18 protein-coding genes and 4 tRNA genes are annotated in these 23,259 nt (G+C 70.8%); 14 read left to right on the forward strand and 8 right to left on the reverse strand.

The window, feature by feature from the left end:
• Nucleotides 1-63: 63 nt before the first annotated feature.
• Both purF and purM read left to right on the forward strand, forming a co-directional pair.
• Nucleotides 64-1,590, forward strand: a complete 1,527-nt coding sequence (purF, locus tag BX283_RS22150) for an amidophosphoribosyltransferase (RefSeq protein WP_101389286.1) — start codon at nucleotides 64-66, stop codon at nucleotides 1,588-1,590.
• Nucleotides 1,591-1,635: 45 nt separating this feature from the next.
• Nucleotides 1,636-2,703: a phosphoribosylformylglycinamidine cyclo-ligase gene (gene purM / locus BX283_RS22155; protein ID WP_101389287.1), complete on the forward strand. Its 1,068-nt coding sequence runs from the start codon at nucleotides 1,636-1,638 to the stop codon at nucleotides 2,701-2,703.
• Between the two features lie 118 nt (nucleotides 2,704-2,821).
• On the opposite strand, the gene BX283_RS22160 is transcribed toward purM, so the two are convergent.
• On the reverse strand, nucleotides 2,822-3,085 hold the full coding sequence (locus tag BX283_RS22160) for a DUF3073 domain-containing protein (protein WP_101389288.1): 264 nt from the start codon (nucleotides 3,083-3,085) through the stop codon (nucleotides 2,822-2,824).
• A gap of 281 nt (nucleotides 3,086-3,366) precedes the next feature.
• Nucleotides 3,367-4,470, reverse strand: coding sequence for a Glu/Leu/Phe/Val dehydrogenase dimerization domain-containing protein (locus tag BX283_RS22165; protein WP_101389289.1), 1,104 nt, complete (start codon nucleotides 4,468-4,470; stop codon nucleotides 3,367-3,369).
• Between the two features lie 176 nt (nucleotides 4,471-4,646).
• Between BX283_RS22165 and BX283_RS22170 the strand changes: the two genes are divergently transcribed.
• Nucleotides 4,647-5,489, forward strand: a complete 843-nt coding sequence (locus BX283_RS22170) for a hypothetical protein (protein WP_101389290.1) — start codon at nucleotides 4,647-4,649, stop codon at nucleotides 5,487-5,489.
• Nucleotides 5,490-6,031: 542 nt separating this feature from the next.
• Entirely contained in the window at nucleotides 6,032-6,238 is a 207-nt protein-coding gene (bldC, locus tag BX283_RS22175; RefSeq protein ID WP_003949541.1) for a developmental transcriptional regulator BldC, read from the forward strand.
• A gap of 360 nt (nucleotides 6,239-6,598) precedes the next feature.
• Here the strand turns inward: bldC and BX283_RS22180 are convergent, their stop codons facing one another.
• The 3 genes from BX283_RS22180 to hrpA form a co-directional block, all read right to left on the reverse strand.
• Entirely contained in the window at nucleotides 6,599-6,823 is a 225-nt protein-coding gene (locus BX283_RS22180; RefSeq protein WP_306822814.1) for a DUF6274 family protein, read from the reverse strand.
• 257 nt (nucleotides 6,824-7,080) lie between these two features.
• A tRNA-Asp gene (locus tag BX283_RS22185) sits at nucleotides 7,081-7,155 on the reverse strand.
• 104 nt (nucleotides 7,156-7,259) lie between these two features.
• A complete protein-coding gene (hrpA, locus tag BX283_RS22190) occupies nucleotides 7,260-11,192 on the reverse strand; it encodes an ATP-dependent RNA helicase HrpA (RefSeq protein ID WP_101389292.1) in 3,933 nt (1,310 codons plus the stop codon).
• Between the two features lie 82 nt (nucleotides 11,193-11,274).
• Between hrpA and BX283_RS22195 the strand changes: the two genes are divergently transcribed.
• The 3 genes from BX283_RS22195 to BX283_RS22205 all read left to right on the forward strand — a co-directional run bounded on the left by BX283_RS22195 (nucleotide 11,275) and on the right by BX283_RS22205 (nucleotide 13,355).
• Nucleotides 11,275-11,637, forward strand: a complete 363-nt coding sequence (locus BX283_RS22195) for a hypothetical protein (protein ID WP_101389293.1) — start codon at nucleotides 11,275-11,277, stop codon at nucleotides 11,635-11,637.
• 99 nt (nucleotides 11,638-11,736) lie between these two features.
• The gene (locus BX283_RS22200) at nucleotides 11,737-12,537 is read left to right on the forward strand and encodes a thioredoxin domain-containing protein (protein ID WP_101389294.1); all 801 of its coding nucleotides are present in this window, start codon (nucleotides 11,737-11,739) and stop codon (nucleotides 12,535-12,537) included.
• Nucleotides 12,534-13,355 (forward strand): cytochrome c biogenesis CcdA family protein, encoded by an 822-nt coding sequence (locus tag BX283_RS22205; protein ID WP_101389295.1) that lies wholly within the window; start codon nucleotides 12,534-12,536, stop codon nucleotides 13,353-13,355. The genes BX283_RS22200 and BX283_RS22205 overlap by 4 nt, the downstream gene beginning before the upstream one ends.
• Nucleotides 13,356-13,397: 42 nt before the next feature.
• Here the strand turns inward: BX283_RS22205 and BX283_RS22210 are convergent.
• The 3 genes from BX283_RS22210 to BX283_RS22220 all read right to left on the reverse strand — a co-directional run bounded on the left by BX283_RS22210 (nucleotide 13,398) and on the right by BX283_RS22220 (nucleotide 13,682).
• Nucleotides 13,398-13,471, reverse strand: a tRNA-Phe gene (locus BX283_RS22210).
• 24 nt (nucleotides 13,472-13,495) lie between these two features.
• Nucleotides 13,496-13,570 (reverse strand) — tRNA-Asp (locus tag BX283_RS22215).
• 39 nt (nucleotides 13,571-13,609) lie between these two features.
• A tRNA-Glu gene (locus tag BX283_RS22220) sits at nucleotides 13,610-13,682 on the reverse strand.
• 177 nt (nucleotides 13,683-13,859) lie between these two features.
• On the opposite strand from BX283_RS22220, the gene BX283_RS22225 reads away from it, so the two are divergent.
• The 7 genes from BX283_RS22225 (at nucleotide 13,860) to BX283_RS22260 (ending at nucleotide 23,149) form a co-directional block, all read left to right on the forward strand.
• On the forward strand, nucleotides 13,860-14,210 hold the full coding sequence (locus BX283_RS22225) for a metallopeptidase family protein (protein WP_180357222.1): 351 nt from the start codon (nucleotides 13,860-13,862) through the stop codon (nucleotides 14,208-14,210).
• On the forward strand, nucleotides 14,207-14,713 hold the full coding sequence (locus BX283_RS22230; protein WP_101389297.1) for a CrcB family protein: 507 nt from the start codon (nucleotides 14,207-14,209) through the stop codon (nucleotides 14,711-14,713). The genes BX283_RS22225 and BX283_RS22230 overlap by 4 nt, the downstream gene beginning before the upstream one ends.
• Nucleotides 14,710-15,072: a CrcB family protein gene (locus BX283_RS22235; protein ID WP_101389298.1), complete on the forward strand. Its 363-nt coding sequence runs from the start codon at nucleotides 14,710-14,712 to the stop codon at nucleotides 15,070-15,072. The genes BX283_RS22230 and BX283_RS22235 overlap by 4 nt, the downstream gene beginning before the upstream one ends.
• Nucleotides 15,073-15,236: 164 nt before the next feature.
• Nucleotides 15,237-15,794 carry a hypothetical protein gene (locus BX283_RS22240; RefSeq protein WP_101389299.1) on the forward strand — a complete coding sequence of 186 codons (558 nt, stop codon included), beginning with the start codon at nucleotides 15,237-15,239 and terminating at the stop codon, nucleotides 15,792-15,794.
• Nucleotides 15,795-16,024: 230 nt separating this feature from the next.
• Entirely contained in the window at nucleotides 16,025-18,256 is a 2,232-nt protein-coding gene (locus BX283_RS22250; protein ID WP_180357223.1) for a DEAD/DEAH box helicase, read from the forward strand.
• A gap of 230 nt (nucleotides 18,257-18,486) precedes the next feature.
• On the forward strand, nucleotides 18,487-21,441 hold the full coding sequence (locus BX283_RS22255; RefSeq protein ID WP_257583504.1) for an FG-GAP-like repeat-containing protein: 2,955 nt from the start codon (nucleotides 18,487-18,489) through the stop codon (nucleotides 21,439-21,441).
• 130 nt (nucleotides 21,442-21,571) lie between these two features.
• Nucleotides 21,572-23,149 carry an amino acid permease gene (locus BX283_RS22260; protein WP_101389303.1) on the forward strand — a complete coding sequence of 526 codons (1,578 nt, stop codon included), beginning with the start codon at nucleotides 21,572-21,574 and terminating at the stop codon, nucleotides 23,147-23,149.
• The last annotated feature ends 110 nt before the right edge of the window (nucleotides 23,150-23,259 follow it).

The raw sequence follows: 23,259 nt of genomic DNA on the forward strand, positions 1-23,259 counted from the left end.
CACCCCCGCCTCGTCCGTATCCCCAATTCGGACCAGTGGTCGATCTCGCCTACACTCGGTGGCGTGCCACGTGGTGACGGTCGACTCAATCATGATCTGCTCCCCGGCGAGAAAGGCCCCCAGGACGCTTGCGGCGTCTTCGGCGTCTGGGCTCCGGGTGAAGAGGTCGCCAAGCTCACTTACTTCGGGCTTTACGCCCTCCAGCATCGGGGCCAGGAATCCGCGGGAATCGCGGTAAGCAACGGCTCCCAGATCCTCGTCTTCAAGGACATGGGGCTTGTCTCCCAGGTCTTCGACGAGACCTCTCTCGGTTCCCTCCAAGGTCATATCGCGGTCGGTCACGCCCGCTACTCGACCACGGGTGCCTCCGTGTGGGAGAACGCGCAGCCGACGTTCCGGGCGACCGCCCACGGCTCGATCGCGCTCGGCCACAACGGCAACCTGGTGAACACCGCGCAGCTCGCGGAGATGGTCGCCGAGCTGCCGAAGGAGAACGGTCGCGCGACCCAGGTCGCCGCCACCAACGACACCGACCTCGTCACCGCCCTGCTCGCGGGGCAGACCGACGACGACGGCAAGCCGCTCACCGTGGAGGAGGCGGCCGCCAAGGTCCTTCCCCAGGTGCAGGGCGCGTTCTCGCTGGTCTTCATGGACGAGCAGACGCTCTACTGCGCCCGTGACCCGCAGGGCATCCGCCCGCTGGTCATCGGCCGCCTGGAGCGCGGCTGGGTGGTCGCGTCCGAGACCGCCGCCCTCGACATCTGCGGCGCCAGCTTCGTCCGCGAGATCGAGCCGGGCGAGCTCGTCGCCATCGACGAGAACGGTCTGCGAACGTCGAGATTTGCGGAAGCGAAGCCCAAGGGCTGTGTCTTCGAGTACGTGTATCTCGCCCGCCCCGACACCGACATCGCCGGTCGCAACGTCTACCTCTCGCGCGTCGAGATGGGACGGAAACTCGCCAAGGAAGCGCCCGTCGAGGCCGACCTGGTGATAGCGACTCCGGAGTCCGGCACCCCCGCCGCCATCGGCTACGCGGAGGCCAGCGGCATTCCGTACGGCTCGGGCCTGGTCAAGAACGCCTACGTCGGCCGGACCTTCATCCAGCCGTCGCAGACCATCCGCCAGCTCGGCATCCGCCTGAAGCTGAACCCGCTGAAGGAAGTCATCCGGGGCAAGCGCCTGGTGGTCGTGGACGACTCGATCGTCCGCGGCAACACCCAGCGCGCGCTGGTGAAGATGCTCCGCGAGGCCGGGGCCGCCGAGGTCCACATCCGGATCTCGTCCCCGCCGGTCAAGTGGCCGTGCTTCTTCGGCATCGACTTCGCGACCCGCGCCGAGCTGATCGCCAACGGCATGACGATCGAGGAGATCGGCACGTCGCTCGGCGCCGACTCGCTCTCGTACATCTCGACGGACGCGATGATCGAGTCGACCACCATCCCCAAGGACAACCTCTGCCGCGCCTGCTTCGACGGGGTCTACCCGATGGAGCTCCCGGACCCCGAGCTGCTCGGCAAGCAGCTTCTGGAGACCGAGCTCGCGGCCGGCCCCGCCGCCACGGCCGCGGCCGACGCGCTGCGCCGCCCGTAGGCGCCCGCACGAACCCTGCAGTACGACACGAAAGTTCTCACTGTCATGTCTGAGACCACTGGTGCCAGCTACGCAGCCGCGGGCGTCGACATCGAGGCGGGCGACCGCGCCGTCGAGCTGATGAAGGAGTGGGTGAAGAAGACCAAGCGCCCCGAGGTGCTGGGCGGCCTCGGCGGTTTCGCCGGTCTCTTCGACGCCTCCGCCCTCAAGCGCTACGAGCGCCCGCTGCTCGCCTCCGCGACCGACGGCGTCGGCACGAAGGTCGACCTCGCCCGCCGCCTCGGCGTGTACGACACGATCGGCCACGACCTCGTCGGCATGGTCGTCGACGACCTCGTGGTGTGCGGCGCCGAGCCGCTGTTCATGACCGACTACATCTGCGTCGGCAAGGTGCACCCCGAGCGGGTCGCCGCCATCGTGAAGGGCATCGCCGAGGGCTGTGTCCTCGCGGGCTGCGCCCTGGTCGGCGGCGAGACCGCCGAGCACCCGGGCCTGCTCGGCCCGGACGACTTCGACGTGGCCGGCGCTGGCACGGGCGTGGTCGAGTACGACCGGCTGCTCGGCGCGGATCGCATCCGCACGGGTGATGTCGTCATCGCCATGGCGTCGTCCGGACTTCACTCGAACGGGTACTCACTCGTCCGGCACGTGCTCTTCGACCGGGCGAAGATGAAGCTGGAGCAGCAGGTCGAGGAGTTCGGGCGGACCCTGGGCGAGGAGCTCCTGGAGCCGACCAAGATCTACTCGCTGGACTGCCTGGCCCTGACCCGTACCACCGAGGTGCACGGTTTCAGCCATGTCACCGGCGGCGGCCTCGCCAACAACCTGGCCCGGGTCATCCCGGACCACCTGCACGCCACGGTCGACCGCTCGACCTGGGCGCCGGGCGCGGTCTTCGACCTGGTGGGCACGGCCGGTCAGGTCGAGCGGCTGGAGCTGGAGAAGACGCTGAACATGGGCGTCGGCATGATCGCGATCGTCCCCGAGGGCTCGGTGGACGTGGCGCTGACGACGCTGGCGGACCGGGGCGTGGACGCCTGGGTCGCGGGCCGGATCACCGAGCGCGGCGACCGCGCGACCGGCGCCGAGCTCACGGGTGACTACGCGAAGTAGGTCCCCGCGGACAGCACAGAACCCGGTCCGAGGCTGAGGCCCCGGACCGGGTCGGTGGTGCTGTGAGCAGCGGAAACGCTTGCTGCGATACCCGAAGGCTTATGAAGACGTGCGCGCGTCAAGCGCCGCGACGCTGCGCCGACGGACCGGACTCTTCGTCCTCGTCGTCGTCGCTGTTGTACAGCTCCGCATAGCGGGCGTACGGGTCGTCTTCCTCGTCGTCGTCCTCGAACGGCTCGCCATTCGGCGGCTGATTCGAGATCGGCTGCGAAGTCGATGCGCCCAGCTCGTTGGCCAGACGCGACAGGTCAGTCCCGCCGCTGCTGTACTTCAGCTGGCGGGCGACCTTGGTCTGCTTGGCCTTTGCCCGGCCGCGCCCCATGGCTCGACCCCCTCGGTGACGGGGCTCAATGACCCCAGAGTCTTGACACGCGTTCATGAGTCGGAACGGGCTCTCCGTGGAGAGACCGTGTCCGTAGGGCTTCAACGGTACCTGCTTCCGCGGCCATACGGTACGCCGCCCGCATGACGTGCCACTTCGCAGAACCCGCAAGGAGCCCCTTCCTCGCTGGTCAACCGCGATTTTAACCTCTTCTTGGCGTCCGACCCGCCGACCGGCGTGAGTCTTCTCTCGCCGGTCGGCGGATCGGCTGCCGCAGGCGGCTAGCGCCGGCGTGCCTCGGCCATGCGCTGCTCGGCGATCCGGTCGGCCGCGGCGGCCGGCGGAATACCGTCTTCCTTCGCACGTGCGAATATGGCCAGCGTGGTGTCGAAGATCTTCGCGGCCTTCGTCTTGCAGCGGTCGAAGTCGAAGCCGTGGAGCTCGTCGGCCACCTGGATCACGCCACCGGCGTTGACCACGTAGTCGGGCGCGTAGAGGATCGCGCGGTCCGCGAGGTCCTTCTCGACGCCCGGGTGCGCCAGCTGGTTGTTGGCCGCGCCGCACACGATCTTGGCGGTGAGCACCGGGACGGTCTCGTCGTTCAGGGCGCCGCCGAGCGCGCAGGGGGCGTAGATGTCCAGGCCCTCCACACGGATCAGCGCGTCCGTGTCGGCGACCGCGGTGACGCTGCCCGGGTGCTTGTCGAGGATCCGGCGTACCGAGTCCTCGCGCACGTCGGTGATCACGACCTCGGCGCCGTCCGCCACCAGGTGCTCCACCAGGTAGTGGCCCACCTTGCCGACGCCCGCGACGCCGACCTTGCGGCCGCGCAGCGTCGGGTCGCCCCACAGGTGCTGGGCGCTGGCCCGCATGCCCTGGAAGACGCCGAAGGCGGTGAGCACGGAGGAGTCGCCCGCGCCGCCGTTCTCGGGGGAGCGGCCCGTGGTCCACCGGCACTCGCGCGCCACGACGTCCATGTCCGCCACATAGGTGCCGACGTCGCACGCCGTCACGTAACGGCCGCCGAGCGAGGCCACCATCCGCCCGTAGGCGAGCAGGAGTTCCTCGCTCTTGACCGTCTCCGGGTCACCGATGATCACGGCCTTGCCGCCGCCGTGGTCGAGCCCGGCCATGGCGTTCTTGTACGACATGCCGCGGGAGAGGTTGAGCGCGTCGGCGACGGCCTCGGCCTCGCTCGCGTAGGGGTAGAAGCGCGTTCCGCCGAGGGCCGGGCCCAGGGCGGTGGAGTGGATGGCGATGACGGCTTTGAGGCCCGAGGCGCGGTCCTGGCACAGCACGACCTGTTCATGGCCGCCCTGGTCCGAACGGAACAGGGTGTGCAGAACGTCTGCTGAGCTGACAGCGTCGCCGGTCACATCGGTCACGGTGGTGACTCCCAAGTACGAAGCGGCGTTTGACGGCCCGCTTGTGGGTGGGGCGGGCCGCGTCGCGGCCCGCCCGGGGCCGCGCTGGGAGCAGAGTAAGTCCTACGCGTCCGTAGATCAGGCGCAGTGCCCAGGATCACCCTCCGGGCCCGCGTGCGCGTGGGACGATTCGACGCATGGCGGTGGTGTCCTCGGTGATCGTCCCGTACGCGTCCTATCTCCGGGTGTACGAGCCGCTGGCGGCCTTCCCCGAACCGGAGCGCGGCCATTGGGCCCGCTACGCGGAGCGCGGCCGCACCCCGGGTGCCCAGGACGAACTCCGGCGCGCGCTGGCCGATCTGGTGCCGACGCCGCCGGTCGCGGTGCCGGTCCACGAGAGCGCGGACGCGTTCGTGGCGCGGCTCGACGGGGTGGTGTGCGTCTGCCCGTGGCGGACCCGGCTGCGCGGCTGGCAGGCACTGGAGGAGCTGGCGGGCCAGTTCCCCGAGCCGGTCCTTGACGCGCTGCTGCCGCCGGTGGTGCGCCGGCAGGCCGCGGCGGACTACGAGCGGTGGCGGGAGCGGAACCCGGACGCCCGGCCGTGGATCCTGACGGCGGTCTGGCACGTCCCTGTGACCTGGTTCACAGTCTTTTCGGACGAAGAACGGGAGTATGTCCGGGCGGAGGATGGCGCGGCACCCTTGTTGCGCTACCGCACCCCGATGGTCCAGGCCCGGCGCCGCCTCGCGCGGGCGCTGCGGACGCTGCGCGACCACATCGACGAGGGGCCCCTGACCGAGGGGCTGGTCGAGGTGGGGCGCTGGCTGGAGGAGTTCCATCCGCGCTCGCTGGTGGAGCTCGACTACGGGGGCCTGGTGCACGCGCTCTCGCAGGCGAGCCTGGAGGAGGACCGCTCGGCGGCCGACGTCGCCGAGGGGATCGCCGCGCTGCGGGCCGGGGACGGCGCGGGGGCGGCCAGGGCGTACGAGCGCTTCACGGAGCGCTGGCGGGCCGTCAGGGAGCGCCGGCTCGCGAACTGAGGGACCGTCGGACTGAGGGGGCGTCGGCGGGCGCCGCGCGCTGACTCGTTCGGGTGAGCCTCTTCGTACGGCTGAGTGACCTTTTCGGCCGTACGGTCGGGACGTAGGTCCTGATCCGGGCCTTTGCCCCAAGCGTGACGGACCGCACTTACTGGGCCCTTGCGTCGATCCCCCACCCTCGTGCCAAAATAGGACAAGGAGTCCGGGGAGGGCTCCTTCCGTCCAACTAAGGGCGGATTGCTTGGTATTGCCTGCTATGGGGGGTCTGATGACTCCTGATCGCTCTGTGACTGATCGTCACTGTGGCGTGACTGTCCGCTATGGCATGGTCCATCGGCTTCCGTCGCTGATGAACACCTGGGAGGGCAATTCCATCGGTTTGGCCGACGTGGCTGGACAGATGGTGTAGTTGTAGTGCCGAGGACAAGCCGTTCGTCCTATAACCGACTCGGCTCGCGTCCGCCATTTCGGGCAACGCGGGTCAAGGTGCAGAATTTAGAGGAAAGAACCGAGAAGGTTCGGTTCTCCCGAGGAGGCCGCTCATGACCGCTCGCACCCCTGATGCCGAGCCGCTGCTGACCCCGGCTGAGGTTGCCACGATGTTCCGCGTGGACCCGAAGACGGTCACCCGCTGGGCGAAGGCGGGCAAGCTCACGTCCATCCGCACGCTGGGTGGACACCGCCGGTACCGCGAAGCAGAGGTCCGTGCGCTGCTGGCGGGTATTCCGCAGCAGCGTAGCGAGGCCTGAACAACACCCCGATAACGGGCATTCCGGGGCCCCCACCCCGGTCGCCCACCCCATAGCTCCACTGGCGCCAGGCCTGCCCCAACGGGCTCGTCGTCATCGGCCGCGCTGGACTCCGCCGGGTCCAGCGCGGTCTTTTTTATGCCCCGATCCGGGGCGGTCCGGACCGTCTGGGGGTGCTTCGCGGAGTCTGCCGCGGAGGTCTGGAGGGGTGGTGCAATTGCACATATTAAATTGGGAGGTTGTAGGCGCGGCGTAAGTTCCCCTGTCCCCAAAACTTGTTCGGTGACTCCCGTCACACCGCCGGGACCGTCCTCTGATCAGAGCCTGCCACTGCCCGGGGCGCGGCCAACCCGCCATTGGTCACCGCTCGGCGGGACTTTCGTCCTCGGGGCGGGCCTCGGGTGCCGCGTCGGGGGGCACGGCCTCCGGCAGGGGCTCGGGGAGTGCGAGGAGCGCGTCCGGCTCGGAGGGGTCCATGGCGAGCCGCAGGAGGCGCGAACAGACGGGGCAGTGCCGGGTGACGTGCCGGTAGCCGCTGGCGGCCGACAGATGGGCGCGCAGCAGCGCCCGAGTCTCGTGCCTCACGGACGACGCCTTCATGCGCCACCTCCCGGGTGGGGCCCGCTGCCTCCTCCCTGGGTACCGGTGGCAGTTGACCTCGTCAAGACGGCCGGAAAAGCCAAGTGGGCCCCGATTCCGAAGAATCGGGGCCCACTTGCTACTGCGGTCCTGACGGGATTTGCTGTGTCTGTTTCGCGGCTCCGCCGCGGGGCGCGGCCTCGGGCGGCCCCGAACAGCACCAGAGCCCGCATCCGGGAAGGATGCGGGCTCCGACTTCACTGCGGTCCTGACGGGATTTGAACCCGCGGCCTCCACCTTGACAGGGTGGCGAGCACTCCAAACTGCTCCACAGGACCAGGTTTCGCAGCCTGTGCTTGCTCCTTGGCTGCGAGAGAGACTGTACAGCAGGTCAGCTGGTCAGGTCGAACTCACTCAGGGCGATGGGTCCGTCACGGGTCCGTCAGGACTTCTGCGCGGCGACCGCCGCGTCGATCGCCTTCACGATCCGCTTGTCCGAGACGGGGAACGCGGTGCCCAGCGCGTGCGCGAAGTAGCTCACCCGCAGCTCCTCGATCATCCAGCGGATGTCCAGGACCTCCCGGGGCACCGGCCGCCCCTGCGGCATCTGCTCCAGGAGCCACGCGTACTCGTCCTGCATCTCGTGGACCTTCTCCATGCGCGTGGTGTCGCGCTGCACGGACGTCGGCATCTGCTGAAGGCGCCGGTCCACCGCCACCAGATAGCGCATCAGGTCCGGCAGCCGGCGCAGCCCCGTCGCGGTCACGAAACCGGCCGGCATCAGGGCCGCCAGCTGCTCCCGTACGTCCTGGAGGTTGTTGATCAGGACCAGGCTGTTCGTGGCCTTCAGACGGCGCTCACAGGCCTGCCAGGCGGCCAGGATCTGCTGGACCTGCCCCACTGTCCGTACGGTCGCGTCCACGAGGTCGGCGCGGACCTTGTCGTACAGCTTGCGGAACGACTCCTCGTCCCACGCCGGGCCCCCGTGGTCCGCGATCAGCTTGTCCGCGGCGGCCGTCGCGCAGTCCTCGAAGAGCGCCTGGACGGAGCCGTGCGGATTGCGGGAGAGGGCGAGCTTCTGCTGGTTGGTCAGCTTGTCCGAGGCGAACTTCGCCGGGTTCACCGGGATGTTCAGCAGGATCAGCTTCCGGGTGCCGCGCCACATCGCCTGCTGCTGCTCGGCCTCGGTGTCGAAGAGCCGTACGGAGACGGTCTCGCCGGAGTCGACCAGCGCCGGGTACGCCTTCACCGGCTGGCCCGCGCGCTTGGTCTCGAAGACCTTCGTCAGGGTGCCGATCGTCCAGTCCGTGAGGCCCGTGCGCTCGATGGAGACCCCGCCCGAGGGCGCGGCCGCCGCGGCGGCCTTGGAGAGCGCCTGGCGGGCCTTGGGGCGCAGCTGGAGCTTGAGCGCCTCCAGGTCCTTGTCCTCGGCCAGCTTGCGGCGCCGCTCGTCGACGATCCGGTACGTGATCTTCAGGTGGTCCGGGACGCGCGTCAGGTCGAAGTCGTCGGCCGTGACCGGCACCCCGACCATCCGCTGGAGCTCGCGCGCCAGCGTCACCGGCAGCGGCTCCTGCAACGGCACCGCACGCTCCAGGAACTTCGTCGCGAAGTTCGGCGCGGGCACGTAGTGGCGGCGGATCGGCTTGGGCAGGGAGCGGATGAGCTCCGTCACCACCTCCTCGCGCAGGCCCGGGATCTGCCAGTCGAAGCCCTCGTCGGTGACCTGGTTGAGGACCTGGAGCGGGATGTGGACGGTCACGCCGTCCGCGTCCGCGCCCGGCTCGAACTGGTAGGTGACCTTGAACTTCAGCCGGCCCTGGCGCCAGTTGTCCGGATAGTCGTCCTTGGTGACGGCGAGCGCCGACTCCCGGATGAGCATCTCCCGCTCGAAGTCCAGGAACTCCGGTTCGTCATGGCGCTTGTGCTTCCACCAGGAGTCGAAGTGGGCGCCGGAGACGACGTGTTCGGGCACCCGCTGGTCGTAGAAGTCGAAGAGCGTCTCGTCGTCGACCAGGATGTCCCGGCGCCGGGCCCGGTGCTCCAGCTCCTCGACCTCGGTCAGGAGCTTGCGGTTGTCGGCGAAGAACTTGTGGTGGGTGCGCCAGTCGCCCTCGACCAGCGCGTTGCGGATGAACAGCTCGCGCGAGGCCTCCGGGTCGATGCGGCCGTAGTTCACCTTGCGGTTGGCGACGATCGGCACGCCGTACAGCGTGACCCTCTCGTACGCCATCACCGCGGCCTGGTCCTTCTCCCAGTGCGGCTCGCTGTAGGTGCGCTTGACCAGGTGCTGGGCGAGCGGCTCGATCCACTCGGGTTCGACCTTCGCGTTGACCCGCGCCCACAGGCGGGAGGTCTCCACGAGCTCAGCCGACATGACGACCTTGGGCTGCTTCTTGAAGAGCGCGGAGCCCGGGAAGATCGCGAACTTGGCGCTGCGGGCGCCCAGGTACTCGTTCTTGTCGGTGTCCTTGAGCCCGATGTGCGAGAGCAGACCGGCCAGCAGCGAGGTGTGCACCGACTGCTCGGGGGCGTCCTCCTCGTTGAGGTGGATGCCCATCGTCTTGGCGACCGTGCGCAGCTGGGAGTAGATGTCCTGCCACTCCCGGATCCGCAGGAAGTTCAGGTACTCCTGCTTGCACATCCGGCGGAAGCTGGAGGAGCCGCGCTCCTTCTGCTGCTCGCGCACGTACCGCCACAGGTTGAGGAAGGCGAGGAAGTCGCTGGTCTCGTCCTTGAAGCGGGCGTGCTGCTGGTCGGCCTGGGTCTGCTTGTCGGACGGGCGCTCGCGCGGGTCCTGGATGGAGAGCGCGGCCGCGATGACCATGACCTCGCGGACACAGCCGTTCTTGTCGGCCTCCAGGACCATCCGGGCGAGCCGCGGGTCGACCGGCAGCTGCGCGAGCTTGCGGCCCATCGGGGTCAGCCGCTTGCGGGGGTCCTTCTCGGCCGGGTCCAGCGCGTGCAGCTCCTGGAGGAGCTGGACGCCGTCGCGGATGTTGCGGTGGTCCGGCGGGTCGATGAAGGGGAACTTCTCGATGTCGCCGAGCCCGGCGGCGGTCATCTGGAGGATGACGGAGGCCAGGTTGGTACGGAGGATCTCCGCGTCGGTGAACTCCGGCCGGGAGAGGAAGTCGTCCTCCGAGTACAGCCGGATGCAGATGCCGTCGCTGGTACGGCCGCAGCGGCCCTTGCGCTGGTTGGCGCTGGCCTGCGAGACCGCCTCGATGGGCAGGCGCTGCACCTTGGTGCGGTGGCTGTAGCGGGAGATACGGGCGGTGCCCGGGTCGATCACGTACTTGATGCCCGGGACGGTCAGGGAGGTCTCGGCGACGTTGGTCGCGAGAACGATCCTGCGGCCGGAGTGCTGCTGGAAGACGCGGTGCTGCTCGGCGTGGCTGAGGCGCGCGTACAGCGGCAGCACCTCGGTGGACCGGAGGTTCTTCTTGTTGAGCGCGTCCGCCGTGTCGCGGATCTCGCGCTCGCCGGAGAGGAAGACCAGGATGTCGCCGGGGCCCTCGGACTGGAGCTCGTCGACGGCGTCGCAGATCGCGGTGATCTGGTCGCGGTCGGCATCCTCGGAGTCCTCTTCGAGGAGCGGGCGATACCGCACCTCGACCGGGTACGTACGCCCGCTGACCTCGACGATCGGCGCGTCCCCGAAGTGGCGCGAGAAGCGCTCGGGGTCGATGGTCGCCGAGGTGATGACGACCTTCAGGTCCGGGCGCTTGGGCAGCAGCTGGGCCAGATAGCCCAGCAGGAAGTCGATGTTGAGGGACCGCTCGTGGGCCTCGTCGATGATGATCGTGTCGTACGCGCGCAGCTCGCGGTCCGTCTGGATCTCCGCGAGCAGGATGCCGTCCGTCATCAGCTTGACGAAGGTCGCGTCCTGGTCGACCTGGTCGGTGAACCGGACCTTCCAGCCGACCGCCTCGCCGAGCGGGGTCTTCAGCTCGTCCGCGATCCGGTCCGCGACCGTACGCGCCGCGATCCGGCGGGGCTGGGTGTGCCCGATCATGCCGCGCACGCCCCGGCCCAGCTCCATACAGATCTTGGGGATCTGGGTGGTCTTGCCGGAGCCGGTCTCACCCGCGACGATCACGACCTGGTGGTCCCGTATCGCCTCCAGGATCGTGTCCTTCTTCTGGCTGACCGGGAGCTGCTCGGGGTACGTGACCTCGGGCATGCGGGAGGCCCGCCGGGCGACGCGCTCGGCGGACTTCGCGGCCTCGGCGGCGATCTCGTCGAGCACGGCCTGCCGGGCCTCGGGCTTCTTGATGCGGCGGGCGCCTTCGAGACGGCGGCCGAGCCGATGGGCGTCACGCAGCGAGATCTCGGCCAGCAGGGTCTGGAGATCGGCAAAGGAAGTAGACATACCTGATTCAGGATCTCACCCGTCGCGCGGCAGTGGCGAACGCATTTCGGCGGGGGCCCGCCGCGCCCGTACCATTTCGGGCATGCCCCGCACCCACGCCCCGCACCGCCGCCTCGCGGCCGTGCTGCTGATGGTGCTCGGGGTGGTGACGGTGCTGCTGTGCGGGCCGTCCCCGGCGGCGGCGTCCGGCCCGCCCACGCAGACGGCCGTCTCCGTGCTCTCCGACAGCCCGCCCGGCTGCAAGCAGGGCGGCAAGCAGGACAAGGGCGGCGACCCGGCCGCGCCGGTGCGGGCCCGTACCGCGTACGACCAGGCCCCGGCCGTGGGGGAGCGGATCGCCCCGGCCGCGCTCGCCGCGCAGGCCGCCGAGCACCGCACCCCGCCGGTGCGCGGGCCCACCCTCGCCGCGCCCACACCCGTCGAGCTCTCCGTACTGAGGGTCTAGGCGGCCGGTCCCCCGACCGGCCGTCCCTTTCCCCTCCCCTTTTCCCGCCGCAGCCGCAGCCGCAGCCGACGCTGTCGCGGTACGTACACGGAGACCCGTATGTCCAAGTCCCAGGGCACCCCTGCGTCCAAGTCCAACAAGTCCAACAAGTTCAAGACGCCCAAGAAGTCCAAGAAGCCGTTCGTGATCGGTGCCGCGGTGGTCGCGGCCGCGGTCGTGCTCGGCGTCGCCTCCTACCAGGCGACCTCGCCCGGTTCCGGCACCAAGTCCGCCGCCTCCTCCGACGCCGTCGAGCCGCCCGCCGGGACCTTCCCCGAGCTGGAGAAGCTGGCCCGGCGCGACGGCAAGGACCCGCTGGCCCAGGGCCGCGCGGACGCGCCCGTCGTGATGATCGAGTACGCCGACTTCAAGTGCTCGTACTGCGGCAAGTTCGCCCGGGACACCGAGCCCGCGCTGGTGAAGAAGTACGTCGACGCGGGCACCCTGCGCATCGAGTGGCGCAACATGCCGATCTTCGGCGCCGAGTCGGAGGCGGCGGCGCGCGCCGCCTGGGCGGCCGGGCAGCAGGGCCGGTTCTGGCAGTTCCACACGGCGGCGTACGCCAAGGGCGCCAAGGAGAAGGGCTTCGGAAAGGACCGGCTGCGCGAGCTCGCCCAGCAGGCGGGCGTCACCGACCTGGACCGTTTCGTCCGGGACGCGGACGGCGACGCGGCGAAGGCGGCGGTGAAGAAGGACCAGGACGAGGCGTACGCGCTGGGCGCGACCTCCACGCCGTCGTTCGTGGTCAACGGCCGCCCGCTGGCGGGCGCCCAGCCGCTGGACACCTTCGCGCAGGCGATCGACGAGGCGGCGGCGTACAAGGCCGCGCGGACCGCCGGCCCGAAGGGGACCGGAAAGTGAGCCCGGACATCGGCTATCTGGCCGCGTTCCTGGGCGGTCTGCTGGCGCTGCTCAGCCCGTGCAGCGCGCTGCTGCTCCCGGCCTTCTTCGCGTACTCGATCGACTCCACCTCACGTCTGCTGGCCCGTACCGGAATCTTCTACGCGGGCCTGGCCACCACCCTGGTCCCGCTGGGCGCGGCGGGCTCGTACGCCGGACGGCTCTTCTACGGCCACCGCGACCAGCTGGTCCTCTTCGGCGGCTGGCTGATCATCGCGCTCGGCGCCGCCCAGATCCTCGGCATGGGCTTCGCCAGCCGCCGCATCACCGAGCTGTCCGGCCGCATCCGCCCGACCACGGCCGCCTCGGTCTACGCGCTGGGCGCGGTCTACGGCCTGGCGGGCTTCTGCGCCGGGCCGATCCTGGGCAGCGTCCTGACGGTGGCGGCGGTCAGCGGCAGCCCGGTCTACGGTGGCCTGCTCCTCGCGGTGTACGCGCTGGGGATGGCGGCCCCGCTGTTCCTGCTCGCGCTGCTGTGGGAGCGCTTCGGGCTCGGCCGCCGCCGCTGGCTGCGCGGCCGGGCGGTGCAGCTCGGCCGCTTCGAGCTGCACACCACCTCGCTGCTCTCGGGCCTGTTCTTCATCGCCCTGGGCGGTCTGTTCCTGGCGTACGACGGGGCCACGGGGCTGCCCGGGCTGCTCGACGTGGACGACTCGTACGCGGCGGAGAAGTGGGCCCGCTCGGTCGGCGACGCCGTCCCGGACTGGGCGCTGCTGGTGGCCGTGGTGGCGGTGGCCGGGCTGGTCCTGGGCGTACGCGCCCGGCGCGGCCGGGAGTGAGAACGAGGAAGGCCCCGTCCGATGGACGGGGCCTTCCGTTTGTGGCTGGGGCCGGGGTCGAACCGGCGACCTATCGCTTTTCAGGCGATCGCTCGTACCAACTGAGCTACCCAGCCACGAAGTCCCTCGCGGAACTTCAGCGGTCCTGACGGGATTTGAACCCGCGGCCTCCACCTTGACAGGGTGGCGAGCACTCCAAACTGCTCCACAGGACCAAGCAATGTGCGAGCACTAGTCTCGCACACGGTAAAGCGTGCCCCCAACGGGATTCGAACCCGTGCTACCGCCTTGAAAGGGCGGCGTCCTGGGCCACTAGACGATGAGGGCTAAGGGCCCACCTGCGCGCTTCGCAGCGCGTCGGGGACGTGAGAAGCATATGGGATGCGGGGAGCTATCGCCAAAACGGTTTCCCGGGGGCCGGTCGGGGGCCGTCGGCGGCCGGTGGGGGGCTCGTGCGCGGGGCGGGCCGGGGCGGGCCCGCGCCCCATGCGTGACAATGGCCGCGTGCTGGAGATGACGCGCGAGGAGTTCGAGGAACTGGTCGCCGAGGCGCTGGACCGCATCCCGCCGGAGCTGACGCGGCTGATGGACAACGTCGCCGTGTTCGTCGAGGACGAGCCCGCCGCCGACGACCCCGAGCTGCTCGGGCTCTACGAGGGGACTCCGCTCACCGACCGCGGCGAGTGGTACGCGGGCGTGCTCCCCGACCGGATCACCATCTACCGGGGCCCCACCCTGCGGATGTGCGAGTCGCGCGAGGACGTGGTCGCCGAGACCGAGGTGACCGTCGTCCACGAGATCGCCCACCACTTCGGCATCGACGACGAGCGGCTGCACGCCCTGGGCTACGGGTGAGCGCGCCCGGCCGCCCGGAGGCCATCGACCCGGACGTCGACCTCCACGTTCCCGACCAGCGCGCCGAGACGGCCGGGGGCGCGAAGTGGCCGGTGCTCGCGGTGATCTCGGCGGGCGGGGCGCTGGGGGCGAGCGCCCGGTACGGGCTCGCGCGGGCCTGGCCGGTACCGGCCGGCGGCTTCCCGTGGACGACGCTGCTGATCAACGTCCTGGGCTGCGCCCTCATCGGCGTCCTGATGCCGCTGATCAGCGAAGGAGGGCGGCGCGCCCACCATCTGGTGCGGCCGTTCCTCGGCGTCGGCGTGCTCGGTGGCTTCACCACCTTCTCGACGTACGCCGTGGAGGTCTCCCGGCTGCTCGCCCGCCAGCAGGCGGGGCTCGCGATGGCCTACGCGGCCGGGACGCTCCTCGGGGCGCTCGGCGCGGTGTCGGTGGCGGCGACCGCGACCCGGCGGGTGCTCGCCGCACGGACGGGGGCGCAGGACGGGGTGCGGACGCGGTGACCTGGCTGCTGGTGGTCGTGGGCGCGGCTGTCGGCGCCCCGCTGCGGTATCTGACGGACCGCGCGGTGCAGGCCCGGCACGACTCGGTGTTCCCCTGGGGAACGTTCGTCGTCAACGCGGCCGGGAGCCTGCTGCTGGGCGCGCTCACCGGCGCCGCCGCCTCCTCGGACGCGTACGCGCTGCTCGGCACCGGTCTGTGCGGCGCGCTCACCACGTACTCGACGTTCTCGTACGAGACGCTCCGACTGGCCGAGCGCGGCTGGCGGTTCCTCGCGGCGGCGAACGTGGCGGCCTCGGTGCTCGTCGGGCTCGGCGCGGTGTTCCTGGGTGCCGGGCTGACCGGGGGCACTCTGGCGTAAGGCGACCGGGTCCGCCCCGACCTGATCGGGTGGGACCGGATTCGCCGTCGTGGGACCACCCGTCGGAATCCCGTTCGTACGGGCGGGGCCTCGGGCGTGTCCCCGGCGGGGAAAAGGGAGTTGGGCACGGCGACCCTGCCCTGCCCGCGCCCCGGAGGCCGCTCGTGCGCCAGTTGTCCGCCCCCGTCCGTTTGGCCGTGACCGCGCTGGTCGTCGCGGCGTCGGCGGGCTGCATGAGTGTGAGCGACGACGGGAAGGCCCCCAAGCCGTCGGTCTCCGCCGGGCACGAGGGGGCGGCGGCCGAGTCGGACGGGGTGGCCGCGGTCTCCGCCGGGACCGGCAAGGGCCGGCCCGGCAAGCACGGCGCGAAGGCGTCCCCCGGCGCGTCGGCGGCCCCGAGCGCGAGCGGGTCGGCGCCCGGCGCGGGCCCGGTCTCGCCCGGCGGGCGCCCCCGGCCGCAGAACCCGCCGCCCCCCGGCGGCGGCACCGCGGGCGGCCCCTCCGCGCCCCCGCAGCAGCCCTCCCAGCCGCCCGCCTCGCCGACCCCGCCCGCGCCCCCGACCAGCCAGCCGCCGCCGGACCCGCCGGTGACCCCGAAGCCGAGCGACTCGCCGTCCGCCTCCCCGGCCGCCGACACCCGCACCACGGCCCTGCGCGACCTCGGCGAGGGGCCCGCGAGCCGGACAGAACCGGCGGCATCGCCGCAGGTCGGACCGGTTTAGGCGGGGTCGTCCCGACCCGGTGTGACGTGGATCGCAGGGGAACGGTTTGCGCTCCTGTGGGGGGAGTGCGTATGGTGGTAGATCGTTTGATCCCATTGCCCGGCGCCGACACAGAAGAGCGCCGTGTGGCGCGTACTCTCCCTAGCCGTGGCTGACCGCATTGAGGCGGTCGAATTGCGATTCACGGAGTTTGGGCGCGTGCCGAGACTCCGGAAGGTTTCGCATTTCGCATGTCCATTTCCAGTTCTGACCACGCCGTCATGCCCGAGAACGACGAGATCACCGAGATCGCCGTCGTCGACGAGGCCGTCGAGACCGTAGAGACCGAGATCACCGAGGTCATCCAGGCCGACGAGGCCGACGAGGCCGCCGAGCCGACCGTCACCTTCGCGGACCTCGGTCTGCCCGAGGGCGTCGTGCGCAAGCTCGCCCAGAACGGCGTGACCACCCCCTTCCCGATCCAGGCCGCGACCATCCCGGACGCCCTGGCCGGCAAGGACATCCTCGGCCGCGGCCGCACCGGCTCCGGCAAGACCCTCTCCTTCGGTCTGCCGACCCTGGCGCAGCTGGCCGGCGGCCACACCGAGAAGAAGAAGCCCCGCGCGATCATCCTCACGCCGACGCGTGAGCTCGCGATGCAGGTCGCGGACGCCCTCCAGCCGTACGGCGACGTGCTCGGCCTGAAGATGAAGGTCGTCTGCGGCGGTACGTCGATGAGCAACCAGATCTACGCCCTGGAGCGCGGCGTCGACGTCCTCGTCGCCACCCCGGGCCGTCTGCGAGACCTCATCAACCGCGGCGCCTGCTCGCTCGCCAACGTCCAGGTCGCCGTCCTCGACGAGGCCGACCAGATGTCCGACCTGGGCTTCCTGCCCGAGGTCACCGAGCTGCTCGACCAGATCCCCGGCGGCGGCCAGCGCATGCTCTTCTCCGCCACCATGGAGAACGAGATCAGCACGCTGGTCAAGCGCTACCTGACGAACCCCGTCACGCACGAGGTCGACAGCGCGCAGGGCAACGTCTCGACGATGACCCACCACGTCCTGGTCGTGAAGCCGAAGGACAAGGCGCCGGTCACGGCCGCCATCGCCGCCCGCAAGGGCCGCACGATCATCTTCGTCCGCACCCAGCTGGGCGCCGACCGCATCGCCGAGCAGCTCTGCGACTCGGGCGTGAAGGCCGACGCGCTGCACGGCGGCATGACCCAGGGCGCCCGTACCCGGGTCCTGGAAGACTTCAAGAAGGGCTACGTCAACGCGCTCGTCGCCACCGACGTCGCCGCCCGAGGCATCCACGTCGACGGCATCGACCTGGTCCTGAACGTGGACCCGGCCGGTGACCACAAGGACTACCTGCACCGCTCGGGCCGTACCGCCCGGGCCGGCAAGTCCGGTGTCGTCGTGTCCCTGTCGCTGCCGCACCAGCGCCGCCAGATCTTCCGGCTGATGGAGGACGCGGGCGTCGACGCCTCGCGCCACATCATCCAGAGCGCCGGCGCGTTCGACCCGGAGGTCGCCGAGATCACCGGCGCCCGTTCGCTGACCGAGGTCCAGGCCGACTCCGCGAACAACGCCGCCAAGCAGGCCGAGCGCGAGGTCGCCGAGCTCACCAAGCAGCTGGAGCGCCTGACGCGCCGTGCCGCCGAGCTGCGCGAGGAGGCCGACCGCCTGGTCGCCCGCTCCGCGCGGGAGCGCGGCGAAGACGCCGAGGGCGTGGCGGCCGCTGTCGCCGAGGTGGCCGAGGCCGCCGAGGCCGAGGTCGCGGCCGCCGTCGTGGCCGCCGAGCCGGTCGCGCAGGAGCGCCCGGCGTACGAGCGCCGTGACGACCGTGGCAACTACGCCCGTCGTGACGACCGCGGGGACCGTGGCGACCGTGGTGGCTTCCGCCGCGACGACCGTCGTGACGACAACCGTGGTGGCGGCTTCCGTCGCGACGACCGTCCGTCCGGTGGCTTCAACCGCGACCGCAACGACCGTGGATTCGAGCGTCGGGACGACAACCGCGGTGGCGGCTTCCGTCGCGACGACCGTCCGTCGGGTGGCTTCAACCGCGACCGTAACGACCGTGGGTTCGAGCGTCGTGACGACAACCGCGGTGGCGGCTTCAACCGCGACCGCAACGACCGTCCCTCCGGCGGCTTCCGCCGTGACGACCGTCCGTCGGGTGGCTTCAACCGCGACCGCAACGACCGTGGGTTCGAGCGTCGTGACGACAACCGCGGTGGCGGCTTCCGCCGCGACGACCGTGGCGACCGTCCCTCCGGCGGCTTCCGCTCCGGTGGCGGCGACCGTCCGTTCAACCGTGACCGCAACGACCGTCCCGCGGGCGGCTTCCGCTCCGGCGGCGGCACCGGCGACCGTCCCTACGGCCGCCGTGACGACCACCGCGGTGGCGGCACCGGCACGAACACCGGCTCCTTCGGGCGCCGTGACGACAAGCCGCGCTGGAAGCGCAACGGCTGACGCTGAGTCTCCTTAGCGAGTGTTGGGCCCGTACGGCACCCACCGGGTGCGGTACGGGCCCTTCCGTTTCCCCGGGTAATCCGAAGTCACAGCCATGTGGCTGCTGTTAAGGTCAAACCACTCGTATGGGGGGTTTCAGAGAGCCGGGGGGCTTTTCTGCGCAACGCTGTCGCGCCACACATCGCGCGCCGTGCGCCCTCCCATGCCTGAACGGCTTCGGGAGCATCAACTTGAGACGTCACACACTCGTACGGAACGCGATCGCCGCAGTCACTGCGCTCGGCATCGCGGCCGCCATCGCTCCGCTCGCCACGGCCCCGGCCTTCGCCGCGGACGCACCGGCGGAACTCACCGTTCCCGCCGAGCGCACGCCCGACGACAACGCCACCGTGATCAACGGCGCGGGCGAGACCGGCTATCTGTCCGGCTGGACCCAGGCCGGGTTCAACTGGACCTCGTACGCGGACGGCTCCACCGCGCCGGTGGTCATGCCGCAGGGCAGGACCACCGCATGGGGCACCGGCACGGACACCCTCGTCCTCACCGGCAAGGACGACACCTCCGTCGTCCAGCGGAACATGAAGGACGGCTCGGAGCGGACCCTGCCGCTGCCCAAGGGCCAGCTGTTCGCCGGGACCTTCGGCGATGTCGTGGTCACCGACGGCCCGCTCGGCATGAGCCTGCTGTCCTGGGAGGACGGCAAGGTCAAGGAGACGCCGGTCAGCGGAGCAGGCCAGGTCCACTCGCTCTACACGGGGAACAAGGACGGCACCTTCGTCCAGATGGACCTCTCCGGCATGACCATGATCGGCTGGCTGGGCCGCGACGGGATCGTCCGCACCACGCACCTCCAGGCCGAGCAGTACGACAACGGCAAGATCGAGGTCGGCGGCGACCGCGCGGTCCAGTGGACCAAGGACGGCAAGGCCACGGTCTGGAAGACCTCCGACTTCTGGGCGTCCACGGACCAGCTCACCATCGGCGGGTACGACACCTCGCAGCTGCTCGGCGCGGTCGGCGACAACGTCCTGGTGGCGCGCCGGGTCGCGACCGGCGGCCAGGAGCGGTACTCCCAGCTCGACTACCGCGTGGTCGCCGTGCCGCTCAAGGGCGGCCCCGAGCGGGTCGTCCTGGAGAAGGCGACCGCGATGGCCCGCTTCAAGGCCGACGGGACGATGCTGATCGGCGCGGTGGTCGACGGCCACCAGGGCGTGTACGCGGTGGGCTCCGCGCTGGACGTCACCAAGGTCCGCGAGTCGCCCGCCCTCCCGTCGGTGCCGACGGCGCTCGCCCTGGCGCAGGGCCGCCTCAACACGGTGGACCGGATACCGGGCGCGGACGGCGTGTACCCGCGGCTGCGCGGCATCGACCTGTCGGTCACGGGCCCGCTGACGGCCGGCCCGCGCGTCGACCGGGGTACGGACGGGGCCGTTGAGACCCCGGAGATCCAGGCCACCGGCGACGGACGCCTCGTCCAGCGGCTCGCCGACGGCACGGTGAAGGTCCTCGACGAGGGCGCCAAGCTGCCCGCGCGCACCCTCGGTGTGAAGGCGGACGTGCTGCGCCTCTCGGGCCGCTACCTCGCCACCCGGCGCGGGGACGAGCGGGTCCAGGTCACCGACCTCGACACGGGCGCGGTCGTCTACACCGGCATCGCCGCACCCGACTTCGCCCTCTCCGGCAGCACCCTGTGGATCGGCAACGACCCGGGCGCGGCCCAGGCCGTCGACGTCCGTACGGGCAAGGCCACCGGCAAGCGCATCTCCGTCCCCTGCCTGATGACCTCCCTCCAGGCGCAGGGCGGCGACGTCTACTGGGAGTGCGACCGGGACAAGTCCGGGGTGTACGACACGGCGGCGGACAAGAACATCGAACTGCCCGCCCACCAGGGCGCCCTGCTCGGCGACGGCTATGTCGCCTGGCAGAAGGACGGCGAGCTGAGCGTCACGGACCTGCGCGGCACCACGGGCACGCACAAGGTCGGCAAGCCGGCCGTGGCCAAGCCCGGCCAGGGCTGGACGGTCGACCGCTTCGGCGGCGCGGTGGCGTACGTGGACGCGGCCGGTGACACGCACGTGGCGCCGTCCGGGGTCCGGAGTGCTCCCGTCCGCGCGCTGGACGAGGACTTCCCGGCGACGGTCGACGCCAAGTCGGCGGCGCGGACGGTCCGTTGGTGGGCCTCGAAGCCGCTGGTCTCGTGGGAAGTGGACCTGGTGGACCTGGCGACCCGCAACACGGTCCTCTCAGGCTTCGGCCAGGAGACGCGCGGCCAGGTGCGGCTGAACTGGGACGGCAAGAACTCCTCCGGCCAGAACCTCCCGGCCGGCAAGTACGCCTGGAACGTGACGGCGGTCCCCGCCGACGGCGGCCCGGACCAGACGTTCACCACCCCGTTCGAGGTGAAGGGCACGGCCGCGGCCCCGCGCGACTACGTCGGCGCCGACGGCCTGGGCGACCTGCTCGCCGTCACCCCCGCCGGAGTCGCGGACTTCCGCGCGGGCGGCGGCGGCAAGGTCGACGCGAAGGTGTCGGGCAGCGGCTGGACGGGCGCGAACGAGGTGTCGGCGGCGGCCCCGTTCGACGACGTGGACGGCGACGGCAAGAACGACGTCCTGGTCCGCCTGACGAGCGGCGAGCTCCGCGCGTACAAGCCCGCGGGCAAGGCGCTGACCCCCTCCACCCCGTACGCGAAGATCGGTTCGGGCTGGAACATCTTCGACGTGCTCACGTCCCCGGGCGACCTGACGGGCGACGGCCGCGCGGACCTGCTGGCGCGGGAGGCGTCGAGCGGCGAGCTGTACCTGTACGAGGCGAACGGCGCGGGCAACTTCAAGTCCCGCGTGAAGATCGGCACCGGCTTCCAGAACTACCTGTTGGCGTCGGGCGCGGGTGACGTGAACGGCGACGGCAAGGCGGACCTGCTGGCGCGCGACGCGGCGGGCGTCCTCTGGCTCTACCCGAGCACGGGCAGCGGCACCCTGGCCACCCGCGTGAAGATCGGCGGCGGCTGGCAGGTCTACAACGCGCTGGTCGGCGCGGGCGACCTGAACGGTGACGGCAAGGCGGACCTGCTGGCGCGCGGCACGGACGGCGTGCTGTGGGCGTACCCGGGCGACGGCAAGGGCAACTTCGGGGGCCGGGTGCAGGTGGGCGGCGGCTGGCAGATGTACAAGTTCCTGTTCTAGTAACCGGCCTCCAGTGACCGGCTTCCAGTAACCGGCTTCCAATGATCGGCCCGGGGGCTCACGCCCCTGGGCCGATTTTTGGCCAACCGTTGGCGCATGTCATGCCCCCGGCGAGGGAATCGCTGGGGGCATGACAAGTGACGCGAGTACGAATCCGGACGCCCAAGGGGCTCCGGACGGTCTCGGTCCGGCGGACGGTGGCGCGGTGAGCTGGAGCAAGGCCGCTCCGGCGGCCGGCGGCGGCGCGACGTCCGACGAAGAGCGGCTGGCGCAGCTCGGCTACACCCAGGTGCTGGCCCGCCGGATGTCCGGCTTCGCCAACTACGCCGTCTCGTTCACCATCATCTCGGTGCTCTCCGGCTGCCTGACGATGTACGCGTTCGGCATGAATACCGGCGGCCCGGCCCTGATCACCTGGGGCTGGGTCGCGGTGGGCCTGATGACGCTGCTGGTCGGCCTGTCGATGGCCGAGATCTGCTCGGCGTACCCGACGTCGGCGGGCCTGTACTTCTGGGCGCACCGGCTGGCGCCCGAGCGGAGCGCGGCCGCCTGGGCCTGGTTCACGGGCTGGTTCAACGTGCTCGGCCAGGTCGCGGTGACGGCCGGGATCGACTTCGGGGCGGCGTCGTTCCTGGGCGCGTACCTGAACCTCCAGTGGGACTTCGAGGTGACCCCGGGCCGTACGATCGCGCTCTTCGCGGCGATCCTGATCCTCCACGGCCTCCTGAACACCTTCGGCGTACGGATCGTGGCGATCCTCAACGGCGTGAGCGTGTGGTGGCACGTGCTGGGCGTGGCGGTGATCGTGGGCGCGCTGACCTTCACACCGGACCACCACCGCTCCACGACGTTCGTCTTCACCCACTACGTGAACAACACGGGCTGGGGCAGCGGCTTCTACGTGGTCCTCATCGGCCTCCTCATGGCCCAGTACACCTTCACCGGCTACGACGCCTCCGCGCACATGACGGAGGAGACCCACGACGCGGCGACGGCGGGCCCGCGCGGGATCGTGCGCGCGATCTGGACCTCCTGGATAGCGGGCTTCGTGCTGCTCCTGGGCTTCACGTACGCCATCCAGTCGTACGACGACGAGCTCGGCTCGGCGACGGGCGCGCCCCCGGCCCAGATCCTGCTGGACGCGCTGGGCGCGACGACGGGCAAGCTCCTGCTGCTGGTGGTGATCGGGGCGCAACTGTTCTGCGGGATGGCCTCGGTGACGGCCAACTCCCGTATGATCTACGCCTTTTCGCGCGACGGCGCGCTCCCGTTCTCGCGCGTCTGGCACACGGTGAGCCCCCGCACCCGCACCCCGGTGGCGGCGGTCTGGCTGGCGACGGCGGGCGCGCTGGCGCTGGGCCTGCCGTACCTGATCAATGTGACGGCGTACGCGGCGGTGACGTCGATCGCGGTGATCGGCCTGTACATCGCGTATGTGATCCCGACGCTGCTGCGCCTGCTGCGGGGTGAGCCGTTCGAACGCGGCCCCTGGCACCTGGGCCGCTGGTCCCGCCCGATCGGCGTGGCGGCGGTTGCCTGGGTGGCGCTGATCACGGTCCTGTTCATGCTGCCCCAGCTGTCCCCCGTGACCTGGAAGAACTTCAACTACGCCCCGGTCGCGGTCCTGGTGGTCCTCGGCTTCGCGACGGCGTGGTGGACGCTCTCGGCCCGCCACTGGTTCCTCCGCCCCACGGCACCACCCCGCTGACCTGCGTATCCACCCCCCGATGCCCGCCGAATGGGCCCCACCGGGCCCGGAAGCCGATACCCGATCGGCTGCCGGGCCCTGTCGGGCTATGCTGCGGGGGTGCGGTATGC

It is taken from the genome of Streptomyces sp. TLI_146, from assembly GCF_002846415.1.
Lineage (GTDB): Bacteria > Actinomycetota > Actinomycetes > Streptomycetales > Streptomycetaceae > Streptomyces.

Excerpts from the sequence above, each read along its gene's own strand:
- purM (WP_101389287.1), top strand. The coding sequence starts at position 1,636 with ATGTCTGAGACCACTGGTGCCAGCTACGCAGCCGCGGGCGTCGACATC.
- BX283_RS22160 (WP_101389288.1), bottom strand. The coding sequence starts at position 3,085 with ATGGGGCGCGGCCGGGCAAAGGCCAAGCAGACCAAGGTCGCCCGCCAG.
- BX283_RS22170 (WP_101389290.1), top strand. The coding sequence starts at position 4,647 with ATGGCGGTGGTGTCCTCGGTGATCGTCCCGTACGCGTCCTATCTCCGG.
- bldC (WP_003949541.1), top strand. The coding sequence starts at position 6,032 with ATGACCGCTCGCACCCCTGATGCCGAGCCGCTGCTGACCCCGGCTGAG.
- hrpA (WP_101389292.1), bottom strand. The coding sequence starts at position 11,192 with ATGTCTACTTCCTTTGCCGATCTCCAGACCCTGCTGGCCGAGATCTCG.
- BX283_RS22195 (WP_101389293.1), top strand. The coding sequence starts at position 11,275 with ATGCCCCGCACCCACGCCCCGCACCGCCGCCTCGCGGCCGTGCTGCTG.
- BX283_RS22200 (WP_101389294.1), top strand. The coding sequence starts at position 11,737 with ATGTCCAAGTCCCAGGGCACCCCTGCGTCCAAGTCCAACAAGTCCAAC.
- BX283_RS22250 (WP_180357223.1), top strand. The coding sequence starts at position 16,025 with ATGTCCATTTCCAGTTCTGACCACGCCGTCATGCCCGAGAACGACGAG.
- BX283_RS22260 (WP_101389303.1), top strand. The coding sequence starts at position 21,572 with ATGACAAGTGACGCGAGTACGAATCCGGACGCCCAAGGGGCTCCGGAC.